The 19,408-nt window shown below is 38.8% G+C and carries 25 protein-coding genes; 8 read left to right on the top strand and 17 right to left on the bottom strand.

Translation table 11 applies throughout. The annotated features are described in order from the left end of the window. Positions 1-17 precede the first annotated feature (17 nt). From ACXAC4_RS06665 to ACXAC4_RS06640, 6 genes are read right to left on the bottom strand one after another with little or no spacing between them, the layout of a single operon-like run. Complete coding sequence (locus ACXAC4_RS06665) at positions 18-2,552, bottom strand: replication endonuclease (RefSeq protein WP_475160030.1); 2,535 nt, start codon at positions 2,550-2,552, stop codon at positions 18-20. Beyond that, positions 2,549-2,830: a hypothetical protein gene (locus ACXAC4_RS06660; protein ID WP_475160025.1), complete on the bottom strand. Its 282-nt coding sequence runs from the start codon at positions 2,828-2,830 to the stop codon at positions 2,549-2,551. The genes ACXAC4_RS06665 and ACXAC4_RS06660 overlap by 4 nt, the downstream gene beginning before the upstream one ends. 24 nt (positions 2,831-2,854) lie before the next feature. After that, entirely contained in the window at positions 2,855-3,451 is a 597-nt protein-coding gene (locus ACXAC4_RS06655; protein ID WP_475160021.1) for an SAM-dependent methyltransferase, read from the bottom strand. A 9-nt stretch (positions 3,452-3,460) separates the two neighbouring features. Beyond that, positions 3,461-3,853: a hypothetical protein gene (locus ACXAC4_RS06650; protein ID WP_475160018.1), complete on the bottom strand. Its 393-nt coding sequence runs from the start codon at positions 3,851-3,853 to the stop codon at positions 3,461-3,463. 3 nt (positions 3,854-3,856) lie between these two features. Continuing rightward, entirely contained in the window at positions 3,857-4,156 is a 300-nt protein-coding gene (locus ACXAC4_RS06645) for a helix-turn-helix transcriptional regulator (RefSeq protein WP_475160014.1), read from the bottom strand. Further along, positions 4,153-4,419 carry a helix-turn-helix transcriptional regulator gene (locus ACXAC4_RS06640; protein WP_475160012.1) on the bottom strand — a complete coding sequence of 89 codons (267 nt, stop codon included), beginning with the start codon at positions 4,417-4,419 and terminating at the stop codon, positions 4,153-4,155. The genes ACXAC4_RS06645 and ACXAC4_RS06640 overlap by 4 nt, the downstream gene beginning before the upstream one ends. Before the next feature lie 166 nt (positions 4,420-4,585). On the opposite strand from ACXAC4_RS06640, the gene ACXAC4_RS06635 reads away from it, so the two are divergent. Beyond that, the gene (locus ACXAC4_RS06635; RefSeq protein WP_475160009.1) at positions 4,586-5,047 is read left to right on the top strand and encodes a helix-turn-helix domain-containing protein; all 462 of its coding nucleotides are present in this window, start codon (positions 4,586-4,588) and stop codon (positions 5,045-5,047) included. A gap of 26 nt (positions 5,048-5,073) precedes the next feature. On the opposite strand, the gene ACXAC4_RS06630 is transcribed toward ACXAC4_RS06635, so the two are convergent. Together ACXAC4_RS06630 and ACXAC4_RS06625 are read right to left on the bottom strand one after the other, a co-directional pair. After that, a complete protein-coding gene (locus ACXAC4_RS06630; protein WP_475160007.1) occupies positions 5,074-5,553 on the bottom strand; it encodes a hypothetical protein in 480 nt (159 codons plus the stop codon). Next, the gene (locus ACXAC4_RS06625) at positions 5,550-6,380 is read right to left on the bottom strand and encodes a hypothetical protein (RefSeq protein ID WP_475160005.1); all 831 of its coding nucleotides are present in this window, start codon (positions 6,378-6,380) and stop codon (positions 5,550-5,552) included. The genes ACXAC4_RS06630 and ACXAC4_RS06625 overlap by 4 nt, the downstream gene beginning before the upstream one ends. Positions 6,381-6,486: 106 nt before the next feature. On the opposite strand from ACXAC4_RS06625, the gene ACXAC4_RS06620 reads away from it, so the two are divergent. Beyond that, on the top strand, positions 6,487-6,897 hold the full coding sequence (locus ACXAC4_RS06620) for a thermonuclease family protein (protein WP_475160002.1): 411 nt from the start codon (positions 6,487-6,489) through the stop codon (positions 6,895-6,897). A 15-nt stretch (positions 6,898-6,912) separates the two neighbouring features. Here ACXAC4_RS06620 and ACXAC4_RS06615 read toward each other — a convergent pair whose 3' ends face one another. The 4 genes from ACXAC4_RS06615 to ACXAC4_RS06600 all read right to left on the bottom strand — a co-directional run bounded on the left by ACXAC4_RS06615 (position 6,913) and on the right by ACXAC4_RS06600 (position 9,025). Continuing rightward, complete coding sequence (locus ACXAC4_RS06615; RefSeq protein ID WP_475160000.1) at positions 6,913-7,260, bottom strand: hypothetical protein; 348 nt, start codon at positions 7,258-7,260, stop codon at positions 6,913-6,915. 1 nt (position 7,261) lies between these two features. Next, positions 7,262-7,810, bottom strand: coding sequence for a hypothetical protein (locus ACXAC4_RS06610; RefSeq protein WP_475159996.1), 549 nt, complete (start codon positions 7,808-7,810; stop codon positions 7,262-7,264). Between the two features lie 61 nt (positions 7,811-7,871). Beyond that, positions 7,872-8,222 (bottom strand): hypothetical protein, encoded by a 351-nt coding sequence (locus ACXAC4_RS06605; RefSeq protein WP_475159992.1) that lies wholly within the window; start codon positions 8,220-8,222, stop codon positions 7,872-7,874. A 203-nt stretch (positions 8,223-8,425) separates the two neighbouring features. Continuing rightward, a complete protein-coding gene (locus ACXAC4_RS06600; protein ID WP_475159989.1) occupies positions 8,426-9,025 on the bottom strand; it encodes a hypothetical protein in 600 nt (199 codons plus the stop codon). A 227-nt stretch (positions 9,026-9,252) separates the two neighbouring features. Here ACXAC4_RS06600 and ACXAC4_RS06595 point away from each other — a divergent pair, with 227 nt between their 5' ends. The 3 genes from ACXAC4_RS06595 (at position 9,253) to ACXAC4_RS06585 (ending at position 11,181) form a co-directional block, all read left to right on the top strand. Continuing rightward, entirely contained in the window at positions 9,253-9,615 is a 363-nt protein-coding gene (locus ACXAC4_RS06595) for a helix-turn-helix domain-containing protein (RefSeq protein WP_475159986.1), read from the top strand. Positions 9,616-9,625: 10 nt separating this feature from the next. Then, entirely contained in the window at positions 9,626-10,174 is a 549-nt protein-coding gene (locus ACXAC4_RS06590) for an ImmA/IrrE family metallo-endopeptidase (RefSeq protein ID WP_475159983.1), read from the top strand. 515 nt (positions 10,175-10,689) lie between these two features. Then, positions 10,690-11,181 (top strand): lecithin retinol acyltransferase family protein, encoded by a 492-nt coding sequence (locus ACXAC4_RS06585; RefSeq protein ID WP_475159979.1) that lies wholly within the window; start codon positions 10,690-10,692, stop codon positions 11,179-11,181. 39 nt (positions 11,182-11,220) lie between these two features. Here ACXAC4_RS06585 and ACXAC4_RS06580 read toward each other — a convergent pair whose 3' ends face one another. From ACXAC4_RS06580 to ACXAC4_RS06570, 3 genes are read right to left on the bottom strand one after another with little or no spacing between them, the layout of a single operon-like run. Continuing rightward, entirely contained in the window at positions 11,221-11,412 is a 192-nt protein-coding gene (locus ACXAC4_RS06580) for a hypothetical protein (protein ID WP_475159976.1), read from the bottom strand. A 46-nt stretch (positions 11,413-11,458) separates the two neighbouring features. After that, positions 11,459-12,496 carry a hypothetical protein gene (locus ACXAC4_RS06575; protein WP_475159974.1) on the bottom strand — a complete coding sequence of 346 codons (1,038 nt, stop codon included), beginning with the start codon at positions 12,494-12,496 and terminating at the stop codon, positions 11,459-11,461. A 31-nt stretch (positions 12,497-12,527) separates the two neighbouring features. Further along, positions 12,528-13,727, bottom strand: coding sequence for a tyrosine-type recombinase/integrase (locus tag ACXAC4_RS06570; RefSeq protein WP_475159970.1), 1,200 nt, complete (start codon positions 13,725-13,727; stop codon positions 12,528-12,530). A 119-nt stretch (positions 13,728-13,846) separates the two neighbouring features. Here ACXAC4_RS06570 and sbcB point away from each other — a divergent pair, with 119 nt between their 5' ends. Then, entirely contained in the window at positions 13,847-15,316 is a 1,470-nt protein-coding gene (gene sbcB / locus ACXAC4_RS06565; RefSeq protein ID WP_475159967.1) for an exodeoxyribonuclease I, read from the top strand. Positions 15,317-15,396: 80 nt separating this feature from the next. Here the strand turns inward: sbcB and queE are convergent, their stop codons facing one another. Continuing rightward, positions 15,397-16,062 (bottom strand): 7-carboxy-7-deazaguanine synthase QueE, encoded by a 666-nt coding sequence (queE, locus tag ACXAC4_RS06560; protein ID WP_349286021.1) that lies wholly within the window; start codon positions 16,060-16,062, stop codon positions 15,397-15,399. A 122-nt stretch (positions 16,063-16,184) separates the two neighbouring features. Here queE and queC point away from each other — a divergent pair, with 122 nt between their 5' ends. After that, on the top strand, positions 16,185-16,844 hold the full coding sequence (gene queC / locus ACXAC4_RS06555) for a 7-cyano-7-deazaguanine synthase QueC (RefSeq protein WP_475159964.1): 660 nt from the start codon (positions 16,185-16,187) through the stop codon (positions 16,842-16,844). A gap of 149 nt (positions 16,845-16,993) precedes the next feature. After that, complete coding sequence (locus tag ACXAC4_RS06550; protein WP_058029561.1) at positions 16,994-17,224, top strand: hypothetical protein; 231 nt, start codon at positions 16,994-16,996, stop codon at positions 17,222-17,224. Positions 17,225-17,395: 171 nt separating this feature from the next. Here ACXAC4_RS06550 and ACXAC4_RS06545 read toward each other — a convergent pair whose 3' ends face one another. Then, positions 17,396-19,366, bottom strand: a complete 1,971-nt coding sequence (locus ACXAC4_RS06545) for a UvrD-helicase domain-containing protein (RefSeq protein ID WP_475159961.1) — start codon at positions 19,364-19,366, stop codon at positions 17,396-17,398. Between the last annotated feature and the right edge of the window lie 42 nt (positions 19,367-19,408).

The raw sequence follows: 19,408 nt of genomic DNA, 5'->3' as shown, positions 1-19,408 counted from the left end.
TTTTATATCTTAAAAAATTAAGCCATTATCCCCACATCCCACCAGTCGTCTTGGCCTATTGCCGAAGCTCTACCTTGTTGCACCAACTCAGCCAGTTCAAGATCACCAATGAGAAGTAGATTTTTATTAAATTTATTACTAATCGGTAATTCCCTTTGTTCTTGTTCTGCAAAGGAAAAAGCCAACTCTATCACTTCTCTTGCGTGTGACCAATGCTCTGTTGTTGGTTGAGCAGGAATAAATTGTTCTAGGTCATTAAACTCCACTTTTTTGAACGAAGTTAATTTGCCGTCTTGCATGTGGTAAACCCTGCGGCCAACTAGCACATGGCCTTTATGCTGCAGTTCTACTAATTGCTCGTCGTTGAGAACGTCCCAATTCGCTTTTGCTGTTTGTTGTGCCTGGTAACGCTCAGCATCGGCTTGTTTTTGGGCGAGCGAATGCGCCAAATGCTCGGTGTATTCTTTTTTTCGCTCTTTAATTTGGGCTTGATGGTCGAAAACGATTAACTGGCCTTGCCGTATTTGGTAAATAAGGTCGTTTCGTTTGATCTTTTTACCTGATAACAGATCCTTTTTAACCTCTTTTAACTCTTGCTCAGTAAAACCGTGCATATCTAATAGAAACTCATCGCTATGCCGCGTGGTGCATGGCGTACAGTTATTCCCACTAGTCCAAGATAGGTCGGCGGAGCCGACGTTGGTGGTGTCTGCCTGTGCGGTTTTTGCTGCGGTACCTTTAAGTTGTCTTTGCCATTCGACTAAACGTGTTTTGAGTGTGCTGTTGCTAAGTACATGCACTACCCCCTTTATGTGTTTAACGGTTTCGGCATAATCATTACCAAGCTTGGTTATTTCGTAATGGGTTTTAAAATTAGCGTCGCGGCCAATACACATGCCGCCTTGAAGTTTTACATAGTCTTTCCAGCGGGCTTCGTCAGCGGCTTGGCGTATGGGTTCTATATGTTCGTTATTGGTTTGGGTGCGAATACGGCGTAATTCACGGTAAACGGTTACGCTTGGCGAACCTAAAAACTGAAACTGCCTAATTCGCCAGGTACTCGCCCATGCCAAAACAGGGTTAATGTTGTTTTTGATGACTTTGCCGTTCTCGTCGAACTTAGCGAAGCCCTCGCCCGTTTCGTCGTCAAGATGATCTAACAGCTTATAGCCGTCGATATTCTTCGAAATGTATTTAGCAATATAACTGGCTGCACTGCCCTTGCGCTTATCAATGATCACCGCTTCAAAGCGTGGGCTAAATGTTCTAAAAAACTTATTAGGCTCTTTAGGCTTTTTTCCCTTACTTTTTAAAAAGCCGTACTCTTTACGCTTTTGCTTATAAAGCTTGAATAATTCAGTTCTGCGAGCTCGGCGCTCGTAAAGTTCGTATTTATCTTCTTGAATAAAGTACCAGCGCAAAATAGCGTTCAGGGTTTGCATTTGGTGTTTAGGCATAAACAGCATCATGTGCCAGTGTGGCGTGCCATCGGCATGCGGTTCTGCAACCCGAACACCAAAATAAGTAATGCCAAGCCTGTTTAGTTTGGCTCTGGCCTTTGCCCATGTTTCGTTAAAATACTGCTGGGTTTGCTTTGGGGTGCTGCCGTGCCAGTTCTTACTATTTGCATGGTATTTAGCCGGCGCAGTTAAAGTATAAAACACACCAACAAAACCCATTTCGTCGGCCAGCTCTTCGGTTTCACGAATGCGCATCATTAATTCGTTACGACGGTTAACTGGGTTTGCCATACCTTTTTTTACAGCTTTAATTAAATCAATAACCGATCCGTCACTGCCCTCAAGCTCCATCATCTTTAAAAACTCAATGCCCGACTCTTGAGCTGTCGCATATTCTCGTTGTGCACTTTTACTCGAGTAAGGCGAAATACCACGGCGCTTAGGTTTACCGTTTTTGTAGTCGTAAAATAGGTCTTTACCCACTTGGCCCGTGGCAATTTCTAACAGTTCAATATATTGCCTTCTTACACCCTTAAGTTTTCGCGCCCACCACTTTTCGCACTTCAGTTTTAACAAAGCAATTTCAACGAGATCAGTCGTTAAATTATTGCGAGGCACATTCTTATGTGGTGCTTGCACCTTATAGCCGTCGGCAAACTCAATAAGCTGATAAAAGATAATATAAATAAGCTCTTCGTAAGTGGCTTGGGGGTGTTCGTCGGCAAGGTCAGTCATGATTTGAGCGGCATTAGCAGCAATGTTGCTTGCATGCTCTTTGGTTTTTTCAGCATTACTCAAAATATGCCAAGGCAACGGCATATTTTGAGTAATACTAAACAACACGCCAAAACGAGGTTTTAAACGGTTAATTGTACGGCCAATCCATTGGTTTGCTTTATAGCGGCTTTTTTGGTCTTTACTGTTATAGCGGTCAATGTATTTGCGGGCCATTCTGCCCTGAAGAGGAATAGGTAAAGTAGCAAGGCCACGGGCTAAATAGTTAAAGTCGTCAACATCAGTAAGCGAACGTAAAACACCAACCGCCAGCTTACTAATGTTTAAGCTATTTAAATCTACAGGCTCTATGTTCATAGCGCAGGGCAAATAAGCTCAACATCGCTACCTAATTGCACCGCTTCTAGTGTCTTCTTAAACCTAATTAACTTGCCTCTATAGCGAGGATTTTCGTTGGCAACAATTTCAACCATAGGAATCAGTTCTAAAAGTGTTTCTTCGCAGCTAATAAGCATTGCAATCGTCGAACGCTTTTTAAAAATGCTAATAGACTCGTTGGCCGACTCAATCGCTTGAATGAGTATTTTTGTTGCTAAATCATGTTTTTTAGGCAGATCATGGTCTTTGATAGGCATAGTTTTAGTCCTTTATGAGTGGGGTTAAATTACGAATAAATTTGGAATGGTGTGCTTGTGCTGGTTTTTACAAAACACAAAATGGGCGTATTCAATTGAGTCTGTTGCGTTTGGTTTTTCGGGGTTAAAACCTGGGCGTTTGTGGTGAACAAATACCGAATGCAATGGTAGGTTATTCCACATACTAAAACGCTTTTTAGTACCTAACCAGTTAAGGCGCTGAAGCATGATCACTAAACCAAGGTCGTCAACATGTTCTAAGGCTTTATAAACAAACTGCTCAGACAAACTAAATGGCGGGTTTGTAATCACCGTTGAATATTCGCCATTACCTTCGGTTTGTAAAAAGTCGATGCCTGTTTTATCTGCTGGGCTATCTTCTCTAATATCCCAAGTTTCGACTTCACCAAGGCCCATTAGGTTTAATACCGTTGGGTAAGACATTGGGTATTTTTCGCAGCCGCCTGCACTTGGGTCTAAAATTTTATCGCCAAATATCAGCGGGCACTTTGGTTTATGTGCATCGGGCATAGTTGCCGCTAAAAACTGCTCAACTATCCAATGTGGCGTTACATAGTAGTCGTCGGGGTTTCGGTCTGCTTTGCGGGCTGTAGAGCTCATGAGTTGTCCTTAATTAACTTGTTGAAGTTTTGAGATTGGCGCTACTACATTGCCGTCGTTGTATTTGGGTTCGTTTGGTTGTGCGCCCTGCAGCCATTTGTATGGGTCGAGCGCATTGGCCTTACTAAAGCTTTCAACTAAGTTGGTTATTAGCATTAGGCTGTCGCGTAATGCGTGGCGCTGGTCGGCTGTAAACTCGTTCCAGTTTTTGCCGAGGTCTATACGCTTTAGGCCTGCTGCAAAACATAAAACGGTGCGTTGCTGCTCGCTGAGGTTTTGATAAACATATTCGGGCATATGTTTAGCCTCACCAAACATGGCTTTAATTTTTAAAAGCCCTTCGGGTTTAGGGTTATGATGAACCTTTAATACCGGTGTAGTTTTGGGGTTAGCTGAGGCCATACATCACCCCGCCATTATGTGGTTGTCTCTAAACGCTTCTAGCTCAGTGCGTTTATAGTGGTTGGTAATGCCAAACTTAATAGCACGCGGAAAACCTTCTTCTTTCGAAAGCTCCCAAAACTTTTTACGGCCACAGCCTAACACCTTCATGGCCTCTACTGTTGGTAATAGCCCGTGCTCTTGGTCGGCTTTGAGTTCTTGAATTTCTTCACGCAATGCATTGTTTTCGTTTACTAGGGTAAGCAATAAAGCTTGTGCGTCTGGCGAAATGTTTAGTGTAGAAACAGCGTCTTGTATATTCATGCTGCACGCTCCTGAACAAGTTTAGATGCGTACTTAAGTTCGAACGCTTCTAAAGTTAGAGAACGCCAAATGCTAATGTCTGACTTCAACCAAACAACACGGCCTGAGCTTATTCTGTGATTGGGTGGAAAAAGCCCCTTTTCCATCATGTTATAAAGCTGAGCTCTACATAAACTACAAAGCTCTAATACTTCCTTAAGCTTCATAAACTTTTCAGTTTCATTGACGACTTCACCGTCAATGTTTTTGCGTAAACCTTCCATTCTTCACCTCACGTTAAAACAAAAGATCTTCAGTTGGTTCCTTTAACGAACCACAGTGTGCTAATCTTTTTGTTTAGAACATTAATACAGCATTAAAAATTCAATGAGTTGAATTAACGGTTCAATTCATTGACCCTTAAAATAATTTAGATCAATATGGTGAACCATGTCAATTAATATTGGCGAGAAATTTAAACTTATAAGAAGTACAACAGGCTTAAATCAAATTAAATTTGCCGAACTTGTTGATATTAATATAAGTTCTTACAAGAAATATGAGTCTGGTCATTCAGAGGTTGGTACGCCAGCTTTACTTGCAATTGCTAACCACCCTGATTTCAAAAAGTATGCATTATGGTTAGTAACTGGTGAAACAAACCCATCGGCAGGTCAATATGCTCCATCAGATCGAGTAATCACTTCAGGTTCATTAACAGATGAAGAGTTCGAAGAACAATTTGTCGATGTAGCAGCAAAATCATTACTCATGTTCTGCCACCTAGATTGGTTTAGACCAAACCCTGATAAATCAGTAGATTTTGATGATTGTGGGAAGCTTTTATTAAAAGATCTAAAGCCTGTTATTGCGGCTAAATACTCAAATAAAGCAGATATTAAAAGCGCATAAAAAAGCCCGCTATTGCGGGCTTATATCTAAACTGATAATTTCAACCTTTTCAGTCTGATTTTTAACATTATCCTCTCGAAATCACTTCCATGAAAATCATGTCTTGCAAGAAAGTTTTCTAGCTCATATAAAGATACCATTAGTTCTTCTAAAACTTCCCTTTCTACAACTAAAGACCAACTAGTTTTTCTTATTTTTCTAAAAATATTTGCAATATAAAAAATGCCAAATGCAGCAAGAGATAATGCTATTAATTTAATAGTTATTTTAATGGTTAAAGGAAAATCAAAGAAAAATTTTGAATAAAAAAATAAATACATTATAACTACAACGAAACAACCCAAAAAAACAGATAAAAGATAAACTCTTTCTTTGAGTTTTTCCATTTCAGTTTTCATATTCTTTACATCATCACTAACACCTTCAGCCAAACTAATAAGACTATCTAACTGGCTCTGACTTATAGAGTAAGGGTCTGTTATTCCGCTATATATTTTTTCACTCATTCTGAAACCTCATTAAACATTCTTGTAAAGTTCTTCATATAGGTTTTAGGTTCATCATGACTCTCAAGCTTCACAAGTTCTTTCTGACCATTAAACAGATATGGTTTTGGACTTGGGCATATTGGTACTGTTTGTACTTTTAGGTTATTACTACCAACTTTTTCAATCAAATCATTCAGAATATCTACGAAGGGGCTTTTACCTTGTTTTGAGTAATATTTCTTTGCCTGATCAAGGTCATGAAAATACAAGTCAATTTTGTTAACTGCTATAACAAGCCATTTAGGTCCATTATTGTTAGCAAAAGCTCTATGTATAGTATCGCACACAGCTTTAAAATCCTCTAACTCATTTACTAAGTTATAATTTCTTAACTTTTCTATCGTGTCGATACCTTCTTCAATTAATTTTGAAGGCCCTATCTCTGAACGTAGAGTTGTAAAACCAAAATCAACGACATGTACTACACCCTCAAGTTTTTCATTCAAATCAAAACACTTTCTTAATCCCACCTGTCGTTCATTTGTATTCTGCCCAGGAAGCACAGAAAATACTTTAGTCCATGAACCAAATTCAATAGCTAACATTTCTACGTTCGTTGACGGCTTAGGCGCTTTACGTTCATATGACTTCTGCTCAGAGTACAGTTCCTGTGTAAATGCCGTTTTTCCAGCTCCAGCAGAACCAGTTACAACAACATTAGTGTCAGCGAATGAAGCTGCAACTAACATTTTCTTCCACCACTTATGGAAAAAATGCCTTTTGCTATATATTGTTATTGGCAATGTTATTGGTGGTGCTGGTGTGAAATCAAGCCAATCAGGCATTATCATTCCTCTATGAATATAGTTGTGAAATTATCTCCTAGAGTAACAAAAGCAATGAATTTTAACAATAAGCTCATGTTCTTTATAAGGTTTTCAAGTCAACGTCATGCAAGTAACTCTTCTAATATCATCAATAATTATTCTTTTAAAAGCCCCTATCCAATTTGAAGTCTCTAAGCTGATTAGTGTTTATGATGGTGACAGTTTTAAGGTCAATCTTAAAGAATTACCGCCTATTTTTGGTAAGAGCATTCCTATTCGAATTTCAGATATTGATGCGCCAGAATTAAAAGGAAATTGCAACCATGAAAAATTATTAGCTAGAAAAGCAAAAGAATTTACTGTTGAACGACTCAGACAGAGTAAATCCATCTTATTGAAGAACCCTAAACGTGGCAAATATTTCAGACTTATTGCTGAAGTTTATTTAAACGGTCAAAGCTTAGGCGAAGAATTAGTAAAACAGGGCTTAGCTGTGAAATATGATGGCGGTAAACGTAAAAACTGGTGTGAGTAAAAACACTCAGTGCTTTTACTTCACCACTTTTAATAATGTTTTCTGATGACTTGCTATTGGTAAGTCAATACGATTTGTTTTAACTTGATGACTGTATGTTTCGGCTCTTTGAAAGACTACCTGAGTTTGCTCATACTGAAGCATTTGATCTTCTTCTGAGATTGCTTCGGCCAAGTCCATTACAATACAATGCGCCTTACCATAATTCTCAACTTGCTGATTTTCAGGTTGAGTAAACAAGCTTAAGAGTTTTTTCTTAACTGATTGTTCGAATTGCTTGAAATTATGGCCTTTAAAAATCGCACCAAATACCAAAGAAATCAAAACAAAAGTTAAAAGTGCCATTGTGAATACTAATTGCATATTAAGCACCTCTCTTGGCTACTTTGTACAGTCGAGTAACAGGGTATTTAGATACAACTGTTAATGTAGCAATGTTCAAAAGCACAACGCCGTAGCGGTAAATATTATTCAGTATTGTGCTGTCATTTAAAGCATGGCTAATAAATTGCGCCATCTGCAAGCTAGACATTAACACCGTTATGTATAAGCACATTCGCGCTGTTGGCGAGAACGAACAATTACGAATTAGGTGCAATGCAAACAATGCAACTGCAAAAGCGATAGAAAAGCTAAACATTGAAAAATAGAACACTTGGCGGAGCGCCATACGTTCCATGTCTATGGTTAATACAAACTGAGAGAAGCTAGAACTAGCAAAGTGAAAGACCATTACAGTCAGCGCAGCTAAAAAGCATGAATGAAGCTCGTGATCATCTATTGTTTTTAAGTCTTCCCTACCTCCAAAAAACAAAGACCAGCGCCGATCTTTAAATTTAAGAAGTAAATACAAAACTATAAATAGCTCAAAGGCTCTTATAACCCAGCCTGTGAACACAAAAAAATCGTTCATGCTTTTCCTTAAACTACTTTTGAAACTCAGAGCTTGTACCTTCAAACTCTGAGTATATTAATTAGGGCGCAGGAGGAATAACTCCATCACCACCACCGCCATTTCGTTGGCTGTCTACTGAATAACTTTCAAATTTAGGTGGTTGTATACCGCCACCACCGCCGCCGTTTTGCGCTTCTGCTTTTGGAGGGATAACTCCATCACCACCGCCGCCGTTGCCACCTGCAACTTTAGCCATTTCTGCACGAGTAAGCGTATAACTTACTTTTGGTGGCTCTACACCATCACCGCCACCACCGTTTCTTGATGATGGTTTAATTTGAGCCGGAGCAGTACCACCGCCATTATCACTACCATTACCGCCAGCAGAAACTTTTGTTAAATCAGATTTATTAAGTGCCTTAAAATTCATCGTTTTTCCTTGTTTGAATTTTTTCATTCCGTTGCACTTGTTGCGAGCATGTTAATACAATCGCAATTAGCTCACAACAAGCAATTGCATTGTAGCGCAACAAATGCGCAGGCCTCAAGCGAAAAGCTGTATAAATAACCAGTATTCATACGCTCTACACTTGAGTAGTTTTAACATTAATGCTTAATAGACGGTATAAGAACTTAAAAAAGTGAGTAAAGATATATAGAAAATAAAAGAGAATTGAATAATAGTATTAGTCTCCCCAAATAATACTCATCTAAACACATAGCTTTCATGTATATAGCTATTGAAGAGAATAAGCTTAAAAAAATTACAGCTACAATCAAGTAGTGATGCAACTCGTTTATGTTTAATCTAATTGAGATACTAAAATGTATTGCAAGCGCGACAAACGACAAAGCAAGAGTAAATAATAAATATCCCCTTCCCTGAAACCTACAACGTTTCCAGTAATCAATTTCTAAAATCTTGTCCATAGTGCTGTCAACAATCAAAGCCGATGAAGTAACAGAAATAAATGCTAACAAACCATATAGCAAAACCTCATATTTACTACTTGAAGAAGTAAGAACTGAAATAAGTATAGTAGCAATGGTCGCTAATAAACTAGCCAGTGTGAAACTTGATGCAACGTCGAAGTTTTCTTCAGAATTATGAGTTGATTCTACACATACTTTTTTAATTTCCATCTTTTGAACATTTGGAATATGAAGGTCTCTTTTTACCTCGAGAGAAGCTGTTTCAATTTTTTCAATCTTTTTGTTAAACCAATTAAACATAAATATTCATTGTTTTTCATAAAGTTATTTAAAAAGCATTTTTATCACACAAAGAGAAAAATAGCATTACGCACACTAAAATTAACCAACACGGTTAATTTTTCACAAAACAAGGAATAAAAACTTGCATTTTCGGTTGTTCTTACTTATATTGGTTAACAAGCTAATTTAAAAGCTGTAACAATTATAAAAATCACATTTGAACTATTTCGTTGGGAACTCTAGTTATGTTGACAAAATTCGGTATGGAAGTGCGTAAGAAGCGCATAGATGAAAGTATGAAACTTGCTGAAATGGCTAATGGCCTGCAAGTTACTTCTGCATATCTATCAGCCGTTGAAAATGGAAAGAAAAAGTTAACAACAGAATTTGCAGAAAAAGTAATTACCTTTTTAGGGTTAGAAAATGGCGAGAAAGTAAGCATGCTTGAGGCTGCTTATGCTTCTCAGGAAGAATTTAGTATTAAGATGAAAGATGATGACAGCGCTCTGTTAAGAAATGCAGCTGGTGCATTCGCTCGTAAGATTGAATCTTCAAACTTAAGTGAACAGCAAGCTAAATCGATTCTTGACATCTTAGAAGGTAAATAAGGTTATGTAAGTGAGTATTCGAACGTCTGGCTTTAAAGTTAAGCCAAGGAACACAAAACAAATAAGGAAAGTTGCAAGTAGATTGCATGAAGTCTTTTCACTAAATACTAACGAATCAATAGATGTTATTTCATTAATTGATATCGACATTCCTAAAAAGCTAAATGGCTTTCATTATGAAGTAGTCCCTGATAAAGAAATGGGTGACTACGCAGGTTTATATTACCCAGCAGAAATGAAAATGGTACTAAAAGAGTCTGTTTTCGAAGGTGCTTGTTCAGGCAATGGGCATGACAAATTTACCATTGCTCATGAAATCGGGCATATGTTTCTTCATTCTGGTGAAGTGGCACTCGCCAAAACAACCTCTAATTCAAACACTCGAAGATTTATAGATTCCGAATGGCAAGCTGACCAATTTGCCGCTGAGTTAATTATGCCATTTGATGGAGTTGTTAATTTGACAAGCCCTAAAGAAATACAAGAAAAGTTTAAGGTTTCAGCAAAAGCTGCAAGAGTAAGATTTGAGAAGGTTCGGAAAGAAAAGCAAAAAGCTTAACTTTCCACAAATAAATTGGAAAACGAGTGGTGAGTTGTCCTCTTTCCACACAGATTTCGGAATAAATTTGATATGTAGGAATTGAGAGTATATGCCGAAATTTTGTGAATTGCTATTCAACTCGTAATTTTTTTGAGGGTCTTATTATGACTTCAAGATTAAAAGTTGTAGACGTTCGTGCCTACCGCCGTTACAAAAATGGCCAATGGGAAGACGTATGTAAGCACAAAAGAAGCTTACCAAGAGGTTAATTAACCTCATTGGTGGGAGTGGTGAGTTGTCCTCCGCCACGCTTTTGATTGCACTGTTTTGTGCAATCAACTGTGCTTTGCTATTCAGCTCTTCACATTTTGAATAGGCATATACTCATGCAAGAAAAAGTAATTCAAAATGCAATTTGGCTTAAAAAAATTAAAGCCAGAGTTGTAACTAAGAGAGTTAATTCTCTTTAGGCGGTTAGCCCCAACGACGGGGCTAACATTTTAATACTAATGTTATATTCAAGGATTATGAATATGAACGCTTTAAATGCGAAACCTGGCGACATTATTGTTAGCCAATTTAACATGTACCAACACTACTCTATTGTATCTGACCAGTTATGTGAGTCTGGTACCAACATGCTTATCTCTGCTACGAAACGAAACGGCACTGTTCGTGAAGAGCAGTGGGAAGCAGTTACCCAAGGTAAACATTCTTATATTGTTAATGTTAAAGCGGGTATAGCGCCAGACATGGTTCTAAATAATGCTCGCGCTATGATTAACAAATGGCGATATTGTTTAACCACTAACAACTGTGAACACTTTGCTAATTGGGCTATTGGTTTAAACAAGCACTCTAAACAAGTCGCAGCTGCAGCTGGGGTTGGTTTTACGGTTGCAAGTTTTATAGCAATGGCAAGTGAAAAGCCTAATTTAGCTAAAGTTTTTGGCTTGGGTGCTTTGTTTGGTTGTGGCGCTTTACTGTTTGCACAAGCAAAAGAGAAAAAACGCCTCTCTGTTTAGAGGCGTTTTGCTAACTCTTAAGCCCTTTCATTTAGGGCTTTATCTATCGGTTTCTCTTCGCTCTTTTGCCTTTGACGCTGCATCTTTAATTTCTGCAGTGCGCTTGAATACTGAATCAGGTATTAGTTTCACATTACCTTGCTTTATATCGTCTTCAATCAATTCTAAATATCTTGCCGTTTGATAGGTTTCGTCTTTCAACTGTTTTAACTTCTCGTCTTGGCTATTCAACTTGCTTCTCCTTAGCAGTCTGAATTTGAGTAGTTATTAGTATGGTCTAATTAGCTCCTACTAACTCTACAACTTTAGTGTTTATCTGAAGAAACTCATAGGCTGCGGTCGCTTTTCTTGTGAATGCAATATCTCTTGAAAAAAGAAAGTCGGAAAAACTGCCAAATGAAGCATGACTTGTATCACTCATTGCGGCTGTAAACCTCTTCTGTTTATGAAGCTTTGAGTCAGGGTGATAACCAATAACATTAAGGGTGTTATATATCAGAGTAACTTTCTCGAAAAAAAAGTATTCTCTGTTATAGATCGGGTTGAATGATAACCCGAAAAACTGCTCTATCGATTTTATGCTTTTGTAAATTTCAAGGTTTTTGTATTCGTTCCATATCTTTTCAAGAACATGTGGGGGCTCTATGTTATTTAGTTGGACCGGACCTAATGTTGTTGCCTCACGGTAATTTTTAATGGCGGAGAAGTTTTCTTCATCATCTATATATTTTCTTAGTTCGTTGTTAGAAGTGTCAACTGCGTGCTTAAATTTTTTTTTAAGACCATCGATAAGTTCAGCTATTTCCTCAGAAGTTTCTTTATCATAAAAGCCCTCTTCAACTATATCTAAACTTGTGTTGTTTAAACTATCCATGAAATCATTGAACGCAGATATTTGCTCATCAGCGATATTGTCAAAATTCGAGCCTGCCCTACCCCCGAAAAACTTCACAAGAGATTGAGAAACTGCACTTTCGATTCCTTCATAAACGGGCTCTAATGTCTTGCAATATTCATCAAAGGCTAAGAAAGGGGAAACCTCTGAGATCGTAGCATTACCAGTAAGCTCAAAGGAGGGATTCATAACTAACTTTAAATATAGAGCGTCAAACTCATTTAATAAATTGAGGAATAACTCACCATTTGGGCCAGTTCTTTTGATCTCTTTTAGGTTCTCGTCAGAAAAAACTACCTGAAAATTTTCTTTCAGGTACTTCTTGAATGGTAGATCTGGTTTTTTAACAAATAAGTCTAAAACATTATGATCAAGGTATGCTGTAGGTTTACCTCTATATCTTGGGATATTTGATTCCATGGGGCTTCCTTTCATTTATGTAGAAATTGGATTAAAGCTCTAAAATTGCTTTGCTTATGTTTTCCCAATAAAGCTCATATGCTTCTTTTTGGTCATTTATGTAATCGTGTTTGTTATACACAGCCATTACACCTCGCATTGCGTGACCTAGCATTTTTTCGGTTACGTGAGGTAATACGCCCTGCTCGCTTAGCAATGTACTTAAAGAACGTCGTGCGTCGTGCGGTACAAACTTAACGGTATTATGGTTTTCGTGAAGGTGTGCCCACATGCGTGAGCAAAAACGGTTTACTGCATGAGTTGTTATTGCTTTACGCGGGTTGCTACCAGGGCACACAAAACCGTGTTTGCCATACACCAACGCTAGGTTATTTAGTATTTCTAGCATTTTTGTTGTTATTGGTCTGCGAATGGCTTTGTTGGTTTTGGAGTTTTCAGGCGGTACTGTCCAGATCATGTTTTCTTCGTCGATGTGGTCCCATGTCATTTCGCGAACTTCTGACTGGCGAGCACCGGTTAAGAATATAAGTTGTAAACACGCTTTGTTTGATGGGGTTGCTTTAGCTCTTTCTATTTCTCGCCAAAACAAGGCTATTTCGTGAAAGGTTAACCAGCGCTGCCCTTGTGTGGCTGACTCACCAACATGTTTAGTTTGTAAACTAAAGATTGGGTTGTTTAAAGGTATGTCACCTCGCATTGCTGCCCAACGTAAAAGTGTTTTTACTCTTACAAGTGTGACCGATGCCATTTTAGGGGTGCCGCTTTCACGAATGAAGTCGAAGTAGTCATGCCAATCTTTGGTTGTCATTTCACATGCTGGTTTGTCATTTAGAAATGGCAACACCCATTTGTTTATGTTGTGTGTATATAACTCTTGGGTTTTAGGCTTGTAAGTGTTTAGTGTTTGCTTAAGCCACTTTTGAGCAAGATCTGCTGTTGTTGGTTCGTCTTTAGTGCCTTTAATGAATTGCTTGTATTTAATGCGTGGGTCGTCGCCTTGCTGAATCCAATGCTTTAAATGTGGCACTAAGTCTTGTGCGTCTTTGAGTGTGAGTTCTGGGTAGAAACCTAAAGACATGATCACTTGCTTACGTTCGTATCGGCAACGATATTGCCAAAGTACGGTACCGTTTTTATTACGTTTTACGCGTAGGCCGTCTCTGTGAGATAATACGACTGGGTCGTCTTTCTTATTTGCAAGGTTTCTTAACTTGGCGTCGGTTAAAGGCATTAAATTTTTATACACACTTTGTATTTTTTGTGTACACAGTTATATACCCACTTGCAGATAATTACAAGAAACACAGCGATACTACTCGAATAACAATAGATAGATAAGTTACTGAATTTATGAACGAAAGCATACAACAGCACACACAAGAAAACGTTGAAGATATCCCTACTATCTATTGGTATGACTTCGAGACTTGGGGGGCAAACCCACAAAAAGACCGCCCGAGTCAATTTGCAGGTATACGCACCGATTATAATTTGAATATCATCGGTGAGCCTTTAATAGAATACTGCAAACCTGCCCCTGATTATTTGCCTCATCCTGAAGCGTGTTTGATCACTGGCATTACTCCTCAACATGCACTTAAACATGGTTTGGTTGAAGCTGAATTTATGGCGAAGATCCATGCTGAGTTTAGTCGTCCTAATACTTGTGTGGCTGGCTACAACAGCATTCGCTTTGATGATGAAGTAACGCGTTACTCACTGTATAGAAACTTCTATGACCCATACGAGCGAGAATGGCAAAACGGAAACAGCCGCTGGGATATTATTGATTTGGTTCGTGCCTGTTATGCATTGAGACCTGAAGGTATTGAATGGCCATTAAAAGAAGATAGTTCGCCAAGTTTTAAATTAGAAGAGCTAACCGTTGCCAATGGCATCGAACACGCTGCAGCGCACGACGCGCTGAGCGATGTAACGGCAACTATTGCACTGGCTAAGTTAATCAAAGAAAAGCAGCCAAAACTATTTAATTTTTTCTTTGGATTAAGAAATAAGAAGGCGTTAGCTGATCTCGTTGATGTCTATAACATGCAACCACTTGTGCATACTTCTTCGCGTATTCCTGCAACTCAAGGCTGCACAAGCTGGATAGCACCAATGAGCTTTCACCCTGTGAATAAAAATGCCGTGGTGTGTTTTAACTTAACTGAAGACCCACAAGTACTGATTGATTTAGACGTTGAGCAGTTGCGTGAACGCCTTTATACAAAGCATGCTGATTTAGGAGAAGATGAATTGCCAGTTGGCCTTAAGTTGGTGCATTTAAATAAGTGCCCTATTTTGGCGCCTGCAAAAACCCTACTTCCTGAAAATGCAGCTCGTTTAGGCATAGACAGAGAAAAGTGTCTTGAAAATTTAAAAGTGCTAAAAGCGCATCCTGAATTAAGAGACAAAGTGGCGGAAGTGTTTAACGATAAAGCGGACTTTAGCAGCACAACTAACCCTGATTACCAGCTTTATAATGGCTTTACTTCAAAAGCAGATAAAGCAAAGTTTGCGATGATCAGAGACGCAGCGCCTGAGTCACTGGGTTCATTCGATTTAGAGTTTGATGACGCCAAATTCACCGCTATGCTATTTAGATACAGAGCGCGTAACTGGCCGCACACGCTCACACCACACGAGTTAGATGTATGGCGTAAATATTGTCAGAACAAGTTGATGCATGGTGAAGATAACCCTTCTATCGGCGCTGAAGACTTTATGTTAACGCTAGAGAACTTATTGCATCAGCATGATGGTAATGAAAAGAAAATGAGCATATTAAAATCTTTGTACATGTATGCTCAAAGCCTCTAAGCGCTTACTCAATTTAAATCTTACACAAAAAAGCCCGTTTAAAACGGGCTTTCTTTTTTTAGCATTAAGCAAAATAATAATTAGTTTATGCCAATGTATTTGTGCACTTGTACTGATAACCGCCAGTTTTTCTTCAAACATGTTTCGATAGCCAGTTTAGTTGCTTTGGCTTTTTGGCTGATTGGCTGTAAGTAAATCAGTTCTGGTCTCACACCTGTTTGCTCGAATAACGCTTCAAGTTCATCAACGTGCTTTTGCATCGCGATTGGGTGTTTGATTTCATTTGCTCTTTGCATGGCTGACGTCAGTACATCATAGCCGCCACGCATGTTGATTTTTGGCGATACGGTTACCCAAGTTGACTCTGGAGCCAAAATCTCAAAGGTGCCACTGGTTTCAATTTGTGTGGTGTAACCTGCTTCATGAAGTTGCTCGCAAAGAGGCACTAAATCGTACATACAGGGTTCACCACCTGTAATAACTACATGCTTTGCTAAATAACCACGCTCTTTGAACAAATTGATGATGTCGTCAATACTGGCATTTGCCCACTTTTCAGAATCTGCTTTCTTTTCGACTGTTTCGCCTAAAGTCACAAGATAAGTGTCGTTGGTTTCCCACGTTTGTTTGGTATCACACCAAGCACAACCCACTGGGCAGCCCTGCAAACGCAAAAATATCGATGGTACACCAGTAAAACTCGCTTCACCCTGGATGGTTTCAAAAATCTCATTAACTTTGTACAAAGCAGCTCCAATACAACATAGCAAACTCAAAAAATCGGCCGTGAAAATTGTTATTTTTTCAGCGGCCGTGTAGTATATCGCGCCCTGAAGCAAACCTCTATCAAATTCGAGGCAATAATCTTATGAGTGAAAAAGTCGTCGTAATCTATTCTGGTGGAATGGACTCTTACACAGTGTTAAACAAAGCAATTAAGTCTGGCTTTGACGTGTATGCGTTATCGTTCAACTATGGCCAGCGCCATGTTAAAGAGCTAGAAGTCGCTGCGAGTGTATGTGCTGATTTAAACGTGCATCATAAGGTTGTTGATATTTCTGCTATCAACCAGCTTATTGGTGGCTCATCGCTGACCGATGATATTGAAGTACCTGAAGGCCATTACGAAGAAGAAAGCATGAAAAGTACAGTTGTGCCTAACCGTAATATGATCTTACTTTCTTTGGCGGTAGGCTATGCGGTATCACTTAAAGCTAACAAGGTATTTTATGGTGCACATTCAGGTGATCATGCCATCTATCCAGACTGTCGCCCGGAATTCGTTGAAAAGATGAGTGACGTATGTCGTATCGCTAACTACGAAGAAGTTGAAATTGTTAGTCCATATTTAAACAATTCAAAGATTGAAATTTTAACCGATGGTCTAAAAATGGGCTTAGATTATAGCAACACATGGACTTGCTATAACGGTCGAGAAAAAGCCTGTGGTAAATGTGGTGCATGCCAAGAGCGTTTAGAAGCATTTTCATTAAATAACGCAAGCGACCCTCTTCCTTACGAAGTCTAATTTGTTCATGTGCAATTGCAATCATCTATTGCAGTTGCACAATCCGTTAACCTCATTCTAGCTCTCATCTTACCTTCTCTGACTTTTGTCACTAACTTAAATCAATAAGACTGCTATTCTAAGATTAGAATTATTAACAGGAGTCAGTTATGTCAGGAACAACCATGATCGTGATGATCGTTTTCATTTGTGTCGGATTAGGGATGGTTGGAGAGTGGGTAAAACGCTATCTCGCATTCAAAGAAAAAGCACTTAAGCACTCGGGTGACTCCGAACAAATGCGTAAAGAACTCGCAGCCCTTAAAAGCCGGGTTGAAACCCTTGAAAAAATAGTCACGGATGAAGGCTATCAACTCGACAAGAAAATCAGTAATTTGTGATTTTGTAAGTTGTCCCAGTCGGCTTAACTAAGTGGTCTATTTTGAGGCAAGAAAAACTTGTCGATAGCGAGGCGAAGTTTTGCTATTTAGCTGTCCTAAATAAGAGGTTTTTAACGAAGTTAGCGTCAGTTATAAACCCTCAAAATAATAATGTGTTACTGCGGCTTGGTATTAGTAGTTTAACTCCATTACAAACTCACTCGGACACTGCTCAGGAATAAGCAGCACCAACTGCTTTTTGGCACGTGTTAATGCGACATAGAATAATCTTCTCTCTTCTGCATCTTTGAATCGCTCTACTTTAGGCAGTAAAGCTTCAACTAAAGGTGCTGATTTCACTCTTGAAGGCAATGACTTATTGTCTAGTCCTATTAAAACCGCGTAGTCGGCCTCTTTTCCTTTTGCAGCATGGAATGTCATCTGCTTTATAGAAAGTTGCTGATAGTGGCTCTCAATCGCTTGTAGAGTCGATTTATCTAGTAGAGCTGCATGACTTCTCGCTAAGATTAATACACTGGCATTGGTGGGTGCTTGATTTGCAATGTACCCAAATGCTTCTGACACCCCTTGCATTGGCTCAGTATGAAAGACTTCTTTTACAGCAGGTAATGAGCTTGATGAGAAAGCCTGAATTAATTTGGTAATTTGTTGTGGATTAGCACAGACAAACTCAGCAGATAAATCGAGCAAAGATTGCGAATAACGAAATGTTTTATCGAGTTGGGTGGTCGTTGCATGTCCAAAGTGTTTTGCAAACTCTGTGGTATAACGAATATCGCCGCCATTAAATCGGTAGATTGATTGCCAATCGTCACCCACTGCAAATAGCTGGCTACCGGACTTATTAGCCAATAAGTCTTTCACCAATTCAGCACGAATTGGTGAAATATCTTGAAACTCATCAACAAGAATAAACTTCCATTGCGGGGTATATTGACCACTTTGAGTATATTGTCTGGCACGAATGATCATGTCATCAAAATCGATGCTATTTTCATTCGATAAATAGAGATTATATTCAGCAAGAAAATGTCTCAGTAGGGTTAAATCATCTGAAAACGTCGTCTCTAGCTCTGAGATTTTTCCAAGTGCATGCGCTTGTTTGTAGAGACTGATCAGCGTGAAAATTGTTTGTACAAACTTGTTTTTCAATGGTGAGTTTAAAAATGTACTTAACTCGCCATCAAAATTGTAGGCAAAGTTGTTTCGCAAAAATGCAATTAACATCTGCTTGAATGAATCGTCAGAGTCTAGCGCTTGTAAAGTATCGAGTATAAAGGCCGTTTTAGCATGAAGATTGGTAGATAATTCAGACACCTTAGGCATGCTGCCTTCTACATCGGCAATGATTTGCTTGCCCAAACTATGAAAAGTCATGACTTGATCTTTTTCTTCAAGTCTCGCCTGCAATTCTTCACTGGCATCACTGCCATAGGCTAATACTAATAGGTCTGCCGCTTTGGCTTGCTTGGTGTAGAGTAAGTATTTAAATTTCGCTGTAATCACACTGGTTTTTCCCGTACCAGCGCCTGCCAACAACAACTGTCTGTCATCTTGAATGATGCAGGCTCGCTGCTGCGCTTCAGTCAAAGGGTGTTGCTCAAGCCTATCAAAAAAGGATTTATGCTCCTGCATTTTGTAATTGATAAAGCTGTTTTTAAATTCTGAAATATCTGTTTCTGTCCAGCTAACTAATTCTTTTAAAGATGCCAGTGCTTTTTTTAAATCACGCGTCAATTGGCACTTTAGCTCTCGAGCAAGCCAGTTTATAGACAAGGCTTTCACTTTATCTTTTATTGCTAACCATTTTCGGTGTGACAAAAATGATTGCTTTAATAGTGCTTCAATTTTAAAAATTGTATTAACTAAATCCGCTTTATTGGCATTACACCAAAAGGTGTCTAACTGGCTTTGGCAATCACTGTGCGCTGCAAAACGGTGCTTGTAAGAAATGTCATCAGCACTGAGCTGTATCTCAATCACATGACTAAAAGGTGTTTTATGTAATTGAGGCGCACACTGTAAAGCTTGCCATGAGTAAGTGAGCGTATCGTTGTGTAATTGTAAAATAAGTTGGCTTTCATTTAACTCGATTGCCTTGAGCTTATTTCTAAGTGATACAGCAGTATTTTGGAATATCAAGATAAAAGTTCAATGAACAAAATGATGACTTATGTTAATCAA

The sequence above is a fragment of the Pseudoalteromonas sp. AWM4_233 genome, from assembly GCF_056158285.1.
The sequence above is the reverse complement of the archived record's forward strand: the minus strand, read 5'-3'. Positions and strand labels throughout refer to the sequence as shown.